At 60.5% G+C, this 16,134-nt stretch carries 11 protein-coding genes; 8 read left to right on the top strand and 3 right to left on the bottom strand.

What is annotated here, in order from left to right; translation table 11 throughout:
* Nucleotides 1-86: 86 nt before the first annotated feature.
* From H1B37_RS28260 to cysD, 3 genes are all read right to left on the bottom strand, one after another.
* Nucleotides 87-1,505: a serine hydrolase gene (locus H1B37_RS28260; RefSeq protein ID WP_182870640.1), complete on the bottom strand. Its 1,419-nt coding sequence runs from the start codon at nt 1,503-1,505 to the stop codon at nt 87-89.
* A gap of 299 nt (nt 1,506-1,804) precedes the next feature.
* Nucleotides 1,805-3,745 carry a sulfate adenylyltransferase subunit CysN gene (gene cysN, locus H1B37_RS28255; RefSeq protein WP_182870639.1) on the bottom strand — a complete coding sequence of 647 codons (1,941 nt, stop codon included), beginning with the start codon at nt 3,743-3,745 and terminating at the stop codon, nt 1,805-1,807.
* A 105-nt stretch (nt 3,746-3,850) separates the two neighbouring features.
* On the bottom strand, nt 3,851-4,762 hold the full coding sequence (gene cysD / locus H1B37_RS28250) for a sulfate adenylyltransferase subunit CysD (RefSeq protein ID WP_182870638.1): 912 nt from the start codon (nt 4,760-4,762) through the stop codon (nt 3,851-3,853).
* A gap of 291 nt (nt 4,763-5,053) precedes the next feature.
* On the opposite strand from cysD, the gene H1B37_RS28245 reads away from it, so the two are divergent.
* From H1B37_RS28245 to H1B37_RS28210, 8 genes are all read left to right on the top strand, one after another.
* Nucleotides 5,054-6,382 (top strand): adenylosuccinate synthase, encoded by a 1,329-nt coding sequence (locus H1B37_RS28245; protein ID WP_182870637.1) that lies wholly within the window; start codon nt 5,054-5,056, stop codon nt 6,380-6,382.
* A gap of 37 nt (nt 6,383-6,419) precedes the next feature.
* Nucleotides 6,420-7,199 (top strand): undecaprenyl pyrophosphate synthase, encoded by a 780-nt coding sequence (gene uppS, locus H1B37_RS28240; protein ID WP_286178294.1) that lies wholly within the window; start codon nt 6,420-6,422, stop codon nt 7,197-7,199.
* Nucleotides 7,199-8,242, top strand: coding sequence for a phosphatidate cytidylyltransferase (locus tag H1B37_RS28235; RefSeq protein WP_182870635.1), 1,044 nt, complete (start codon nt 7,199-7,201; stop codon nt 8,240-8,242). Before uppS ends, H1B37_RS28235 begins: the two co-directional genes overlap by 1 nt.
* Nucleotides 8,243-8,372: 130 nt before the next feature.
* Nucleotides 8,373-9,422, top strand: a complete 1,050-nt coding sequence (locus H1B37_RS28230) for a PhoH family protein (RefSeq protein WP_182870634.1) — start codon at nt 8,373-8,375, stop codon at nt 9,420-9,422.
* Nucleotides 9,423-9,454: 32 nt separating this feature from the next.
* A complete protein-coding gene (locus tag H1B37_RS28225) occupies nt 9,455-11,833 on the top strand; it encodes an HD family phosphohydrolase (protein ID WP_182870633.1) in 2,379 nt (792 codons plus the stop codon).
* Nucleotides 11,834-11,960: 127 nt separating this feature from the next.
* Nucleotides 11,961-12,566, top strand: coding sequence for an rRNA maturation RNase YbeY (ybeY, locus tag H1B37_RS28220; RefSeq protein WP_182870632.1), 606 nt, complete (start codon nt 11,961-11,963; stop codon nt 12,564-12,566).
* The gene (locus tag H1B37_RS28215) at nt 12,566-13,873 is read left to right on the top strand and encodes a hemolysin family protein (protein ID WP_182870631.1); all 1,308 of its coding nucleotides are present in this window, start codon (nt 12,566-12,568) and stop codon (nt 13,871-13,873) included. Before ybeY ends, H1B37_RS28215 begins: the two co-directional genes overlap by 1 nt.
* A 360-nt stretch (nt 13,874-14,233) precedes the next feature.
* Nucleotides 14,234-16,093, top strand: a complete 1,860-nt coding sequence (locus tag H1B37_RS28210; RefSeq protein WP_182870630.1) for a 2-oxoacid:acceptor oxidoreductase subunit alpha — start codon at nt 14,234-14,236, stop codon at nt 16,091-16,093.
* Nucleotides 16,094-16,134 lie beyond the last annotated feature (41 nt).

The following is a 16,134-nucleotide window of genomic DNA, read 5'->3' as shown; positions in this document are numbered from 1 at the left end:
TGGGGGCAAAACGATGGGAGGAGAACAATGGGGGAGAATGACGAGGACCGGTAATCGTCAAAACCGCCGGCTGAGATACGGGGGATTCAATCACCGTCGGACTGTTTGATGCGTTTGGCAACGAGTCGAATGCCGTTTTGAAAGAGTTCCACGGAGTCGAATTGTCCTTCGCTTTCGTCTTTGAACGTCAGCGTCGCCTGGACGACTTTGTAAAACCATTCCGTCTCGGATTTTGGGAAGACCTGCAGTGCGGGTTGTCCGGTCAGCTGCACCATCAGCCGGTCGTTGACCACGTTGACGTCGAACACGGCTCCGGGCGCGAGTTGGTAGCGGCCTTCACAGCGTTTCATTTTTTCGACCGGCACTTCGACGGTTGACTGGAACGTCCGCGGCTCGACCGGCGCGCCGGCCAACATGCGGATCATGTCTTCGGCCAAGCGGTCGACTTCCATGGTCGCGGTATTGGTCAGCAGGACGACGGCTGCGGGGATCTGACGATTGACGAACAGGATGGCGTGGAACCCGCCGGTTTGTCCGTTGTGCCAGCGCGTCGATCCGTCTCGTGCAAGATGCCACCCCAACCCCATCGCAAAGTCTTTGGCGTCGCCGGCACGGTGCTGCTTCCACGCCAGTTGAAGCGCCTCGCCAAGCTCGTTGTCGGGCGGATCCAGGTTGGCTTTGGCGAACCGCAACATGTCCGTGGTGGTGCTGCGGATCCCGCCGGCGCCGGGCATGTCGGCAAACTCCCACGTTGAACGTGGCTTGGCAAGAACATCGTGCCCGGTCGCAAGCCGCCCGAGCACTTCGGCGTTGTCGGTGACCGTGGTGTCGGACATGCCCAGCGGCCCGGTCACGCGTTGGGCAAGCAGTTCGTCATACGATTTCCCGGCTTGTCGGCAGAGCAGGTAGCCGAGGAAGGAAACGGCCAGATTGGAATACTCCATCGCATCCCCTGGGGCCCGCGTCAAGGAATACTCGTCGAGGAACTCCAAGGCGCGTTCGGAGGTGTAGTCGGCATAGGGGTTTTCGCCGCCGACGTTCGTCATGTTGCTAGGCAAACGCGGCAACCCCGAGCGGTGGATCGACAGGTCGAGAAGCGTGATCGACTTGCCAGCGGACTCCGGCATCCTTGATCCCTCGGGCATCAAGTCGGCGGCGTCTTGATCGAGCTTCACTTTGTTTTGGACGACGGCGTCGGCAAGCAGGAACCCGGTGAAGACTTTCGTGACGGATCCGATTTCATAGACCGTTTGGTCGTCGGGCGCCGGACCGTCTTGAGACGTCTGGCCGAAATGAAAGGTGGCGGATCGGTCGCCCGCGATCAGGCCGAGTGAAAGCCCGACGACCAGCTCGTTGTCCAGGTAGGGTTGGACCAGGGAATGAACCCGCTGTCGCGTCGCCGGGGCGTCCAGGTCGGGCGGCGCAGCAGAGAGTGTGTCGGTGGCGATGACCAGAAGCAGGCAAGAAAGCGCGGCGACGCCGGCGGCGCGAAACAGGCGATTCATCGAAATCTCTTGGCGAATGTGGTGCGCGGCAGATTGGCGTTGCCGTGATGGGGCCGATGGACCACACGATCATACCACCCGGAGCGTTGCGGGGGACGTCGATTGTCTAAGTGACGAATTGGATCGTAGCGGAAGTCGCCAAGACTTTCGCAGGTGCGGGCCCTCTCTGGCGTTTGCTTGCTGCGCAAACGCCATCTCTCTCAGAGGGAGAGAATTGAAGCTGGTTGCCAAATCGCGCAGGATTAGAATCGACGCCCCAGGCAGCGAGGGGAGTCGTCAAAAGGCTAAACACCAGCGCGCTACTTGATGATGCCCTTCGCTTTCAGTGCGTCGATGATTTGGGTGGCGCACTGGTCGATGGTATGCTGGGAGGCATCGAGGGTGACGTCCGGGTTGGCCGGGACGTCGTAGGGGGCGGTGACGCCGGGGAAGTTCAGCAATTCGCCGGCGTCGGCTTTGGCGTACTGGCCTTTCTCGTCACGCTGGCGGCAGACTTCGACGGGCGTGGCAACGTGGACGACCAGGAAGCGGTCCTGGCCGATCACCCGAGCCACCTTTTGACGCACGTCTTCGCTGGGGGCGACGAAGCAGGCGATGCAGATCAATCCGGCTTCATTGAGCGTGTGCGCCAGGTGGGCACTGCGGCGGAGGTTTTCACTGCGGTCGGCGGCGCTGAATCCGAGGTCGCGCGACAGGCCTTTGCGGACATGTTCGCCATCGATGACCGAGACGGCGCGGCCGCTTTCGAACAGTTTTCGTTCCACCGCCTGGCCGATCGCGGTCTTGCCCGATCCGGTCAGTCCGGTCAGCAGGACGGTCGCGGGCTGTTGGCCGAAGCGGGCGATCCGTTCTTCGTCGGTCACCGCCGAGACGGCTGCGTTTTCGTCACCGCCGGCGGTTTCCTCATCATCCCAAACCGACTTGGAGGAACCGTCGCCCGACTTGTCCAAGATCATTCCGGCCGCGACGGTCGCGTTGGTGATGCGGTCGATCACGATGAACGCGCCGGTGGACCGGTTGCGGCGATAGGCGTCAAAGTGGATCGGGGCGGACAGCGAGATACCGACGCGACCGATGGCGTTGAGTTCCAGTTCCGGGGCCGGACTGCGGTGCAGCGTGTTCACGTCGACGCGGTAGTTGAGCGTGTCGATCGTGCCGGGAACGGTTTGCGTGGTGTGCTTGAACAAGTACGTTTTGCCGGGCACCATCGCTTCTTCGCCCATCCAAACCAACATCGCCTGGATCGAATCACGTGACTTGGGAAGGTTTCCCGGGCGGACGATCATGTCCCCGCGCGAGGCATCGATCTCGTCTTCCAACGTCAACGTGACCGAAAGCGGCGCATAGGCTTCTTCCAGCTCGCCTTCGTAAGTCACGATCGATTTCACTTTGGATTTTCGCTTGCTCGGCAGCACCATGATCTCTTCGCCGGGGCGAATGATCCCCGAGGCGATCGTGCCGCAGAAGCCGCGGAAATCCAGGTTCGGACGATTGACCAACTGGACGGGAAAGCGGAAGTCTTGCAGGTTGCGGTCGCTGCCGATGTAGACCGATTCCAGGAACCCCATCAGCGTCGTGCCGGTGTACCAGCCCATCGATTCGCTGCGATCGACAACGTTGTCGCCGTTGAGGGCGCTGATCGGGATGAAGTGCAAATCGGGCAGGTCCAAGCGTGTGGCGAAGGAACGATAGTCGTTGCAGATCGCCTCGTATTTCGCTTCGTCGAAATCGATCAGGTCCATCTTGTTGATCGCGACGACGACGTGTCGAATCCCAAGCAGGGAGACGATGAACGAGTGCCGTCGGGTTTGGGTCAGCACGCCGTGCCGCGCGTCGATCATCAGGATCGCCAGGTCGGCCGTCGACGCACCGGTCGCCATGTTGCGCGTGTATTGTTCGTGGCCGGGGGTGTCGGCGATGATGAACTTTCGCTTCGCGGTGCTGAAGTAACGGTAGGCGACATCGATCGTGATGCCCTGTTCGCGTTCTTCTTTTAGCCCGTCCATGAACAACGACGGATCAAAGTTTCCGCCGGTCGACCCCTGTTTGGCGGAATCCGATTGGACCTTGGCCAATTCGTCTTCGTAAACCAGTTTGGAGTCATAAAGCAGGCGCCCGATCAGCGTGCTCTTTCCGTCGTCGACGCTGCCACAGGTGATGAACCGCAACAGTTGCTTGTTCTCATGTTGCTTGAGATAGGCGTGGATGTCGGTTGCGATAAGGTCGGACTGGTGAGACATGGATGAACGTGAAGGGGATGGGGGTGTCGCTTAAGGTGGCCGGGGCCGGGTCGTCCAAGGCAGCGGGGCGAAAGAAAAACGTGGTCGATGACGAGCCGTCGGCGGCTAGAAGTAGCCGCGTTCCTTTTTCTTTTGCATTCCCACGCCGCCTTCGTCTTTGTCGATCACGCGACCCTGTCGTTCGCTGGTCGTCGTCAGCAACATTTCTTGGATCACGTCCACCAGATCCGTCGCTTCGGATTCGACCGCGCCCGAAAGTGGGTAGCAGCCCAATGTCCGGAACCGCACCATCTTTTCCTCTTCGACCTCGCCTTCCAACAGCGGCATGCGGTCGTCGTTGCGCATGATCAGGATCCCGTCTCGCTCGACCACCTTGCGTTTGGTCGACAGGTACAGCGGCACGATCGGGATTTTTTCCAAGTGGATGTATTGCCAGACGTCCAGCTCGGTCCAGTTGCTCATCGGAAACACGCGGATCGATTCCCCTTTGTTGACCCGGGCGTTGTACAGGTTCCAGAGCTCGGGTCGCTGGTTCTTGGGATCCCAGCGGTGGCCTTTGTCGCGAAAGCTGAAGACGCGTTCCTTGGCCCGCGATTTTTCTTCGTCGCGGCGTGCCCCACCGAACGCGGCGTCAAAACCGTACTTGTCCAACGCCGCCTTCAGGGCGTCGGTCTTCATGATTTCGGTGTGCCGCTCGCTGTCCTCCCAGGGCTTGATGTCCAGCTTTAACCCTTCCTCGTTGATGTGGACGATCAGGTCCAATCCTAATTCCTTGGCGACATAATTGTCGCGAAAATCGTACATCTCCTTGAACTTCCACGTCGTGTCGACGTGCAGCAGGGGGAACGGCGGTTTGGCCGGTGCAAAGGCTTTGCGAGCCAGGTGCAGCAGCACCGCGGAATCTTTGCCGACGCTGTAGAGCATCACGGGATTTTGGAATTCTGCGGCCACCTCACGAAAAATATGGATGCTCTCTGCTTCCAGTTGTTTGAGGTGGGTCAGGTTGTAATCCGACATCAGGACGCCGTAAGGGTGGAGAATCAAACGTAAGTGACCGCCAAGGTTCGCTCGGCCAGGGGAGTGCGGGGCAGTATAGATGCCGCGTGCGGATTTTCAGAGTGGGTTTCAGGTTTCAGGTTTCAGGTTTCAGGAGCGATCCGATAATCCCCCTCCCAACCCCCATCCCCCAACTCCCAACTCCCAACTCCCCTCCCGTTGCCATTTGGGGTGATCGGGCTTAGGCTCTGGGATTCTGCGCCGGGGCACGAGCACCTTCCCGGCCTCATCAATTTTTCCGGAGTGATTCTGGTGTCGGGAACTTGCGTCATTGGTTTGCAGTGGGGTGATGAAGCAAAAGGCAAATTGGTTGATTTGCTGGCTTCACAATTCGATATGGTCGTCCGCTATCAAGGCGGTGCGAACGCCGGCCACACGGTGGTCGTCGGCGACCAGGTCTATAAATTGCACCACATTCCCAGCGGAATTCTGCATCGCGGGGTCAAGAACTTGATCACGCCCGGAGTGGTGATCAATCCCGAAACGATGATCGCCGAGATGGATGGGCTGGCCCCCCGAGGGGTCGATTGCAACGAAAACTTGCAAATCAGCGAGCGGGCGCACCTGGTGATGCCGTGGCACATCGCCGAAGACCGGCAGATCAACGCGACGGCGTTGCGTGGCGAATCGATCGGGACCACCAATCGTGGGATCGGCCCGTGTTATCGCGACAAGGTCGGACGCACCCACGCGATCCGCATGACGGACTTGGTGCAGGCCGACCGTGACGAGCGGATTCGGACGGTTGCCGAACAGAAGCTGGCGATCTTGCGCAACATGGGGGCTTCCGAGGAGGAGCTTGAATCGATCGCCGCCGACAAGGTCATCGCCCAGGCGACGCGGTGGGCGAATCGTTTGGAAGGCATGATCGCCGACACGACCGACACGTTGCTGGACGCCGCCGAACAGGACAAGCGGATGTTGTTCGAAGGTGCCCAGGGGGCGCTGTTGGACATCGATCACGGCACCTACCCGTTCGTTACCAGCAGCAACAGCAGCGGCGTGGGCGTCTGTGCCGGTGCCGGGGTGCCGCCACGTTGGATCAACACGGTGCTGGGCGTTTGCAAGGCTTACAGCACGCGGGTCGGTGGCGGTCCATTCGTGACGGAACTGGAAGACGAGACGGGCGACAAAATTCGAAAGCTGGGCAATGAATTCGGAACGACGACCGGTCGGCCGCGACGTTGTGGCTGGTTCGACGCGGTTGCCGTTCGCTACACGGCGCGATTGAGCGGCGTGACGCGGCTGGCGTTGATGATGATGGACGTGTTGGCGCATCTGGACGAGCTGAAGATTTGTGTCGCCTATGAGCTGGACGGCCAGCGGATCACTCGTTTCCCCGGGCACGCCGACCAGTTGCGTCGTTGCAAGCCGATCTATGAAACCATCCCGGGGTGGAAGCAACCGGTCGATGACGTCCGCCGCGAAGAGGATTTCCCCGAGGGGGCGTTGGCGTACGTGCGACGGATCGAAGCCCTGGTCGGAATCCCCGTCGGCGTGCTGTCGGTCGGTCCGGACCGTGCCCAAACCATTTTCACGAAACAATCCGACGAGTTGAATTTGCAACCGGTCGGAGCGTGAGCGATCGATGAACGCAGAGAGTCCCGACTCAAACACCATGCACGGCAAGGTCGACGGTGCCGTGGTACCGGCGCCAGGAAACGAGCGTTTGCCGGATCATGTGGCGATCATCATGGACGGCAACGGACGCTGGGCGCAGTCGCGCGGCATGCCACGAATCGAAGGCCACCGTCGCGGCGTCGATTCGGTCAGGATGGTCAGCGAGACCTGCACCGAACTCGGGATCGAAGCGGTCACGTTGTACTGTCTTTCCAGTGAAAACTGGAAACGCCCCAAAGCGGAACTCGACTTCCTGATGCAGTTGCTGGAGCAGTATCTGGTCGAAGAACGCGACTTGATCATGAAGCAGGGCTTGCGGCTGAAGGTGATCGGGCGTCGCGATCGATTGCCCGCGAGCGTTTTGAAGGAGATGGACAAGACCATCGACGTGTCGGCGGACAATCCGGGCACGCAATTGGTTTTGGCGATCGACTACGGCGGACGCGATGAGATTGCGATGGCGGCGCGATCGATCTGCAGCGACGTTCAAGCCGGGCGGTTGGAAATGGATTCGATCGACGAGGAAGCGATCAATCGCCGGCTGTACACGGCGGGATTGCCGGACGTCGATTTGATGATCCGCACGGGAGGCGAAATGCGGGTCAGCAACTTCTTGTTGTGGCAGCTCAGCTATGCCGAATTGTGGGTCACGCAAACCTGTTGGCCGGATTTCAACCGCGACGAATTCAATGTGGCGTTGGAGAGTTTTGCATCCAGAGACCGGCGGTTCGGAGGGCTCTCCGGCCAGCCGGTCCAACCAACGTTCGGTGAGAGTTGATGCTGCGTGATCGTTTGAGAACCAGCGCGGTCTTGATTGCAATCGTTCTTGGCCTGCTCGCACTCGACTATTTTGTCCGCGTTCCTGGAGCCGATGGCGTTTGGCTGTTGCCGTTGCTGCTGTTCTTTGCAATCGGCACGGCGTGGGAAATCGCGGTGATGGCGCGAGCGGGCAACCAGCCGATTCGGTTGGGCGTGGCGGTGGCCGGCGCGACCCTGGTCGCTTCGTCCGCGGCGACCCCGTTTCTGTGGGCGATTGGTGGCAGCGTTTATCCGCAGGACTGCCCTGTCGGCCGGTTGGGCTGGGGGGTGCTGGCGGCGGCGGCGGCGGTTTTTTTGAGCTTGATCGCCGAGATGCGAGATTACGGGGCATCCGGGGAAACATCGGCTAGGGCAGCCCCGGGGCAAGCGGTGCGGCGAACCTCGATGGCGGTGTTCGTCTCGGTGTATGTCGGGGTGCCGATGGCGATGCTGATCGCACTTCGCGGGTTGCACGCCGAGACGACCGCGGGCCGATTCGGGCTGGCCGCACTGATCACGACGATCCTGGTCACCAAAGTGGCCGACGCGGGAGCCTATTTTTCGGGCCGGGCACTGGGGCGGCATAAATTGATTCCCCGGCTGTCGCCGGGGAAAACGGTCGAGGGAGCGATCGGCGGCGTTTTGGCGTCCACGCTGGTCGCCTATTTGGCGCTCGCGTACCTGTTTCCGGCCTTGCTGGATCCTTCGGCGTCCCAGGCTGTTGCGGGGGCCGCCGACGGATCGGCAGACGTTACGACGGCGATGAGTGAAACGGTCGTCAAAACTGGATTATCCGCACTTTTGGCCCAACCCTGGGTCGGAGCACTCGTGCTGGGGCCGGTGCTGGCGATCTGCGGCATGGTCGGCGACTTGGCCGAATCCTTGTTTAAGCGGGATTTGGGGGTCAAGGACAGCGGCAACCTGCTCCCCGGACTGGGGGGCGTTTGGGACGTCACCGACTCCCTGGTTGCCTCCAGCGTGCCGGCATTTTTCTGCTTCGCCACGGGTGTTGGTGGCCCATAATGCGGTGTCTTCCTGCGGCGAAGTCGATACGATTGATTGAATCTTCCGTGATCCCGGACGCGAGTCCGCCGGCAGGCAATGCCGGGCGGGATCATTCCAAAAATCTGGCCGAGGGGTCGGCCAATTCCGAATGACTGAAGCCACATTAACGGTCAGTGCGCCCGACGAGTTGTTGCAGCTTTTCGGCCCGAGAGATCAACATTTACGAAAACTGCGGCAGTTGTTCGATGTCACGATCACGCATCGAAATGGGCGTGTGAGGATCGCGGGCGAGGACGAAGGCGTTTCCGGGGCGATGCGGACGCTGGAAAAGCTGTTGCACCAAGTCCAAAAACGGGGGGCGATCGGCGGTGAGGACGTCGAAACGGCGGCCGTCGAGGAGGGTGCCAGCGTCGAGGCAAAGGCCAAATTAAAGGTGTCCGGCGGCGAAGACATCGCGATTCAGCATGCCGGACGACGAATCCGCCCGCGGACCGAGGGTCAGGCGAAGTACGTCGACGCGATCCGCGAGTTCGATTTGACGTTCGCGACCGGCCCGGCCGGCTGCGGGAAAACGTATTTGGCGGTGGCGACGGCGGTCGAGGCGCTCAAAGCAGGCCAGATTCGCAAAATCGTGCTTGTCCGGCCCGCCGTCGAGGCCGGCGAGAGTCTGGGGTTTCTGCCCGGCGACCTGCGCGCGAAACTGAACCCGTATCTGCGGCCGTTGTTGGACGCGCTCGGGGAAATGGTTGACTATGACCAGGCGCGTGAGTTAATGGAGCAGGAAGTCATTGAGGTGATTCCGCTGGCGTACATGCGTGGGCGGACTCTGAACGATGCCTTCATCATTTTGGATGAAGCACAGAACACGACGATCGCGCAGATGAAAATGTTTCTCACGCGGATGGGGGAACGCAGCAAAATGGTGGTCAGCGGGGACGCGACACAGTTGGACCTGCCCCGCGGGGTGACCAGCGGCCTGAAAGACGCGATCCGTCGACTGCACCGGATCAAGGCGATCGGAATGATCCGATTGACCGGCGAGGACATCGTGCGGCACCGTCTGGTGCAGCGAATCGTCGAGGCCTATGAAGAGACGGAGAACACCGGCGCCACGCCACGTTCGCGGCGCAGTGGGGTTCGTGTGATCGGGGGTGATTTGTCGGGGCGAAGCGGCGGCGAGGAAACACTGGATCGATAGAGTCCCACTGGAGAGGAATCGGATCCGCTGAGATGAACGGCCAAAGCAAGACTCGAACGCGTCAGGAACGCATTGAATCGCTTGGGATTCCCAAGCCGAAGATGGTTCAATGGTGGATCGACAGTGACAAAGCCGATTGGGCCGTGCGCATTTTGATCGGGTTCTCCGCGGCGGTCGCGTTGTTGGTGGTCTGTAAAACCTGGGAACCCCGGTTCGCCTATCGCACCGGCATGATTCCCGAACGCGACATCATCGCCCGCGTCAATTTTGAGGTCGAGAACCAGATCGAGACCGAGGCGTTGCGGCTGCAAAAGGTGCGTGAAGTTCCGGTCTACTATCGGAACTGGAAAGCGCCGTTGGAACAGTTGCGGGCACGGCTGAAGAATCGATTGTTCGTGATTCTGGACGCCCAGTCGCTGAAGCAAATGAACGACGAAGAACGCAAGGCGTTCGAAGAGTTTGTGGCGGTTTCGACCGTGACGCCGGAATCGGCGACCGCGGATCGACCATCGGCCGACCAGCAATTCGCCGCGATGAAGCTGGTGTTTGCCAATGATCCGGAGTTGGAAAAACTGGACACCGCGATCAAGAACTTGCAAAAGGATGTGTTCGACAACGGATTGCTGCAAGCGATCAAGCACCAAGCCGAACAGGGCAGCCAACGATTCATCCGCGTCTATTCGACCGAGCCGTCCGATGCGGTGGAAGTGACCGTCGATGACGTTCAAATCGCATTGATGAAACCCAAGGTGGAATCGATGCTGGCCGACGAGTTTCGGTCGATGTTTGGTAGCCAGGTGGAAAACGATCAACATCGCCTGGTCGCACAGTTGGTCAGCAATTGGATCGATGCGCGGTTGCCTGAATATGAAACGCTGTCGTATGACGACGAGGCCAGCGGCAAGGCGCGGGCGGAGATCGCTGCCAGTGTTCCGCCGGTGATGAAAAAGTTCTATGCCGGTCAATCGGAATTGGCCGACGCCGGCGAACCGTTGGATGAAAACGAGCTGCGACTGTTGCAGATGGAGCATCGCGAGTGGACCAATTATCGCGGCCCGATCGACCGGATCGCCCGCGTGGCGGCATACGGAGGCATGATCGCGGCACTTTATCTGTTGTGCGGTTCGTACATTTTGTTTGTCGACGATCGTTCATTGGTGTTCGACCGAGTCAAACTTTCCAAGTTGTTGTTCCTGTTCGTTTGCACGATCGGGATCAGTTATTGGGTCGCCAGCGACAAGTACCGCAGCGAGCTGGCGCCCTTGGTGATCGCATCGATCATCACGGCGATCGTTTATGGACGTGATTTATCGCTGCTCTTGATGTCGGCGGCGATCATCAGCGTGACCCTGTTCTTGCACGAGAGCCTGGGGCACCTGGTGATGCTGGCGGCGGCCGTCACCACGTCGACGCTGTTGACCGGCCGGATTCGGACGCAAGGGCATTTGCTGTTTGTCGGCGGCGTTGCCGCGGCGGTCACGTTCTTGACGGTGGTCGGGGTCGGCATCGTCACCGGCGACACGACGACGATCCCGACCGGTGTGGAGCGGTCGGCGCCGACGACGGTCACGTTCCTGGAAGTGCTTGCCGGTCTGGCCCAAGAAGGACTGCGGGCGGGCGCGTTCATTGTGATTTCGGCCGCGGCACTGACCCCGATGTTGCCGTTGATCGAAAAAGCGTTCGGCGTTCAAACCGATTTGAGCCTGTTGAGCTTGAGCGATGCCAGCCACCCGCTGCTGCGTCGTTTGGCACAGCGCGCCCCGGGGACATACAATCACAGCATCAACGTGGCGTCGATCGCCGAGGCGGCGGCCGATGCGATCGGGGCCAACGGATTGCTGGTCCGCGTCGGGGCCTATTTCCACGACATCGGCAAGATGTTCAAACCGGAATACTTCATCGAGAACCAAAGCGGCGTCAATCAACACGATTCCTTGCAACCGGCGATGAGCACGCTGGTGATCATCGCCCACGTCAAAGACGGCGCGGATTTGGCACGCAACCACCATCTGCCGCAACCCCTGATCGACTTGATCATGCAGCACCACGGCACGACGCTGGTCGAATACTTTTTCAACGAAGCCGCCAAACGCAGCGAAGACAATCCGAACGAAAAGGAAGTCAGCGACAAGGATTTTCGTTATCCTGGACCGAAGCCCCAAACGCTTGAAGCGGCCGTGATGATGTTGGCAGACACCGTTGAAAGTGCCAGTCGAACCTTGGTCGACCCGACGCCGGCGCGGATTCAAAGTCTGGTCGATCAGATCGCGCAAAAGAAAATGGCCGATGGTCAATTCGACGAGTGCGGATTGACGTTCCGGCAATTGAATCTGGTCCGCAAGAGTTTGGTGAAGTCCCTTACCGCTATCTATCACGCACGTGTCAAATACCCCAGCCAACAGCCAGCCTGAGCCGGAGCCGGATCGTCCGCCGGCGGCCCCCGAAAGCGAGGATCCTGAGCCTTCAGGGGCAATCGCAAACGAATCTTCCCTCGGTCACGGTCACGGTGACGGTGACGCCTGGCCCGATGCCGTCGCGGTGGACATCTTGTGGGATGACAGCGTTGCCCAGTGGCAGCAGCGACTGGAGCTGAACGACGCCCGGATCGCGCAGGCGGTTCAGGCCGCCGCGGCGTTGCGTGGGTTTGATCGCGGACACATCGGCGTGCGGATCACCGACGACCCGACGATCCACCAAATCAATGTCAGGCACTTATCGCATGACTACCCGACCGACGTGATCAGTTTTCCCTATTCGGACGACCCGAAACACATCGAAGGCGAATTGGTCGCCAGTGTCGAAACGGCTCAGCAGAACGCCGCCGACGTGGGCTGGCCGACGGCCAACGAAGTGTTGCTGTATGTGATCCACGGCGTGCTGCACATCGGCGGCATGGAGGACCACCGGGCCGAAGATCGCGCGAGGATGCGGCACTCCGAACGACAGGCATTGAAGCGGCTGGGCATTTCAGTACCGCTTCAGCACGAGGGCACTGAACCGCACGAGGGCACTGAGCAGCACGAGGGCACTGAGCAGCACGAGGGCACTGAGCCGCACGAGGGCACTGAGCCGCACGAGGGCACTGAGCAGCACGAGGGCACTGAGCAGCACGAGGGCACTGAGCAGCACGAGGGGCACAGCTGATGGAGAACGTGTGGCCCCACCTGATGGTTTCTGCCGCCGGATTTTTACTCAGCAGCATCGGCGGATTGGGCGCGGAATTGCTGGATTGTTTTGCCGGCCGCAGCCTGGAAGCATTTTGCCGCGTCAAGAAGCGTCGCGAGCGATTCAGTTCGGTGTTGGAGCATCAGGACGCCGCGATTCGCAGCAGCGAATACCTGCGGATGATCGGCACGGTGTTGTTTTTGATCGCGGGCACGGCCGCGTTGATGATCTCCAAGCACGACAGCGATTCGCTGGCGTTGGCCGGCCTTGTTGGTCCGCTGGTGGCGTGGGTCGTGTTGGCGACGCTCTCGATGATGTTCGTCCACGCTTGGTTGCCGGCCGCGGTCACCCGTTTCGCATCGGCGCCGGTGCTGTACCACACCTGGCCGTTTTGGCGTTCGCTGACGTCGGTGATGAACCCGTTCTCGATCCCCGGCGAAGTGATCGCGGCGCTGACCCGACGGCTGTCGGGACAGGACGAGAACGAAGATGAATCCGAAGAATTGCTGGAAGATGAAATCCGAACGATCATCGCCGCGGGGACCAACAAGGGCATCTTCGGTCCCGGCATTCGCGAGATGATTCAAAACGTGATGGATCTGGGCGACGACACGGTCGGGCACATCATGACGGTGCGTGGCGACATCGACGCGGTCGAGTTGGGTGACACCTGGCCGGCGGTGATGCAGCAGGTGATCGATTCCGGCCGGACGCGGTTGCCGGTTTATGACGGGACCTTGGACAAGGTGGTCGGGGTGTTGTACGTCAAGGATCTGCTGCCGGAGATTTCCGACGGGAACCTGCCGTCGCGGTCGCTGGGGGAGATCATGCGCCATGCCTGGACCGTCCCGGTGGATCGCAGCGTCGAATCGTTGTTGCGAGAATTTTTGCACAGCCGTTCGCACATGGCGATCGTGTTGGACGAATTCCAGCAGACCGCCGGAGTGGTGACGATCGAGGATGCGTTGGAGGAGATCGTGGGCGAGATCGTCGACGAATCCGACGAGGACGAAGAAACCCGATTCGAGATCGTCGACGATACGACGGTGATCGTCAGCGGACGGGTGATGATCGACGACCTGAACGACCGGCTGCACTGGGCGTTGCCCGAGAGTGACGACTATGAAACGATCGCCGGGCTGGTGCTGAACAACCTGGGAGAAATCCCCGAGGCCGGTGCCACGTTCACGATCGGCGATGCCGCCTTTGAGGTGCTTCAAGCGACCCGCCAGAAAATTGAGATGATGGAGGTGCGATACGCTCCCGGACAGCGTGTCGCGGTTTAACCGCACGGAAACACCCGATTTGCAAGCCAAGACGGTGCCCGGAGGCGCGTTTCTTGTGCAAAATCCCTGTTTCAACACTCCCGGTCATTACGTTTTGATGGCCGAATTATAGAATTTGACGAAGTTTCCGAATTGGAACACTCGATACAACCCCTACAGTCCGCTCCGGGCGGTTAAATTTTTAGGCCCGGCAACGGACCACCGCGGCGACCACGCGGTGCCCCCCAAGGCGTTGCCGTCACAAGACACGGCATCGCCGCCCAAAGACACGGCATCGCCGCCACAAGCCCGCTACGAACCACCGCCAGGCCGGCAAACGAACGCGGCCCGGCCATTATGACGACGCGAAAGATTCAGTTCATGACGACTACAAAACATGTCAAATCCGTCTCCGGCATCACCGTGCGACTGGCCGGAGATTCGGGTGACGGGATGCAGTTATTGGGGACCCAGCTGACCAACACCAGTGCCTTGGCCGGCAACGATGTCGCGACATTTCCCGATTTCCCGGCGGAAATCCGCGCCCCCCGCGGCACCCGCGCCGGCGTCAGCGGGTTTCAGGTCCAATTCGCCAAGGAAGAGATTTTCACGCCCGGCGATACTCTCGACGCCCTGGTGGTGATGAATCCGGCGGCCCTGGTGACCAATGTCCAGGACCTTCGCAAGGGCGGCATCCTGATCGCCAACGAAGACGGGTTCACCGAAAAGGATTTCAAGCTGGCCAAGGTCGAGGCCAATCCGCTGGAGGCGACGGTCATCAATGACAGTTATCGGTTGATCAAGGTGCCGATGACCCAGTTGACCCGCGCCGCGGTGTCCGAGCACGGGTTGAGCCCCAAGATCGCCGATCGTTGCAAAAACTTTTTCGCCATGGGGCTGGTCTACTGGCTGTTCGGCCGGTCGCTGGATCCGACGCTGCGGTTCATCGAAAACAAGTTCGGCAAGAAACCCGATGTCGCCGCGGCCAACGTGGCTGCCCTGCGTGCCGGTTGGGCGTTCGGAGAGACAACCGAGGCGTTTGGCGAAAGCTATCAGGTCGAAGCGGCCGAGCTGACTCCCGGCACCTATCGCAACATGATGGGCAACCAGGCGTTGGCTTGGGGACTGGTCGCGGCCAGCAAGTTGAGCGGAAAGGAGTTGTTCTACGGGACGTATCCGATCACGCCGGCCAGCGACATTCTGCATGAGCTGACCAAACACAAGAATTTCGGCGTTCGCACGTTCCAGGCCGAAGACGAGATCTCGGCGATGTGCGCGACGATCGGGGCGGCGTTCGGGGGCACGATGGCCGTGACCGCCAGCAGCGGCCCGGGGATCGCGCTCAAGGCCGAGGCGATGGGGCTGGGCATGATGCTGGAATTGCCGATGGTCGTCGTCAACGTCCAGCGTGGCGGTCCGAGCACCGGGTTGCCGACCAAGACCGAGCAGAGTGATTTGCTGCAGGCGCTGTTCGGCCGCAATGGCGAATCCCCGATTCCCGTCATCGCTCCCCAGTCGCCGGCGGATTGCTTCAACACGGCGATCGAAGCCTGGCGGATCGCCACCGAGTGCATGGTCCCGGTGATGTTGCTCTCGGACGGTTACATCGCCAACGGCAGCGAGCCTTGGAAGATCCCGACCATTGACACGTTGCCCAAAATCGAAATCAAGCACCCGGTCGACAACAACGACGGCGAACCGTTCCTGCCCTACCTGCGGAATGAAAACCTGGGGCGTCCCTGGGCCATTCCGGGGACCGAAGGCTTGATGCACCGGGTCGGCGGTTTGGAAAAAGAACACGAAACCGGCAACGTCAGCTACGACCCGGCCAACCATCAATTGATGACCGAAACGCGGGCGGCCAAGGTCGCCAAGATCGCCGAGCGGATTCCCGAGCAGGAAGTCTTTGGCGAACCCAGCGGCGATCTGTTGGTCGTCTCCTGGGGCGGAACCTATGGCGCCTGCCTGACCGCGGTCCGCCGTTGTCAGCAAGCCGGACATCGTGTCAGCCATGCCCATTTGCGTTACCTGAATCCGTTCCCGAGAAACCTGGGCGAGCTACTGAAGTCGTTCGACCGCGTCTTGGTGCCGGAATTGAACATGGGCCAGCTGCGAATGTTGTTGCGTTCGGAGTTCCTGGTCGATTGCATCGGGTACAACAAAGTCCAAGGGAAACCGTTTGCGGTCAGCGAACTGATCCAGCAAATTGAAACGCATGTGCCCTCGCCGGTGGCCGTTTAGGCTTTTGCCGGTGGCCGTTTAGGCTTTTGCCGGTGGCAGCT

The organism is Stieleria mannarensis (genome assembly GCF_014154935.1).
GTDB classification, from domain to species: domain Bacteria; phylum Planctomycetota; class Planctomycetia; order Pirellulales; family Pirellulaceae; genus Stieleria; species Stieleria mannarensis.
The sequence above is the reverse complement of the archived record's forward strand: the minus strand, read 5'-3'. Positions and strand labels throughout refer to the sequence as shown.

Bases quoted from the DNA above. Each gene is read 5' to 3' on its own strand.
- H1B37_RS28225 (WP_182870633.1), top strand. From the start codon at position 9,455: ATGAACGGCCAAAGCAAGACTCGAACGCGTCAGGAACGCATTGAATCG.
- H1B37_RS28210 (WP_182870630.1), top strand. From the start codon at position 14,234: ATGACGACTACAAAACATGTCAAATCCGTCTCCGGCATCACCGTGCGA.
- cysD (WP_182870638.1), bottom strand. From the start codon at position 4,762: ATGTCGGATTACAACCTGACCCACCTCAAACAACTGGAAGCAGAGAGC.
- H1B37_RS28215 (WP_182870631.1), top strand. From the start codon at position 12,566: ATGGAGAACGTGTGGCCCCACCTGATGGTTTCTGCCGCCGGATTTTTA.
- H1B37_RS28235 (WP_182870635.1), top strand. From the start codon at position 7,199: ATGCTGCGTGATCGTTTGAGAACCAGCGCGGTCTTGATTGCAATCGTT.
- H1B37_RS28260 (WP_182870640.1), bottom strand. From the start codon at position 1,505: ATGAATCGCCTGTTTCGCGCCGCCGGCGTCGCCGCGCTTTCTTGCCTG.
- cysN (WP_182870639.1), bottom strand. From the start codon at position 3,745: ATGTCTCACCAGTCCGACCTTATCGCAACCGACATCCACGCCTATCTC.
- uppS (WP_286178294.1), top strand. From the start codon at position 6,420: ATGCACGGCAAGGTCGACGGTGCCGTGGTACCGGCGCCAGGAAACGAG.
- H1B37_RS28230 (WP_182870634.1), top strand. From the start codon at position 8,373: ATGACTGAAGCCACATTAACGGTCAGTGCGCCCGACGAGTTGTTGCAG.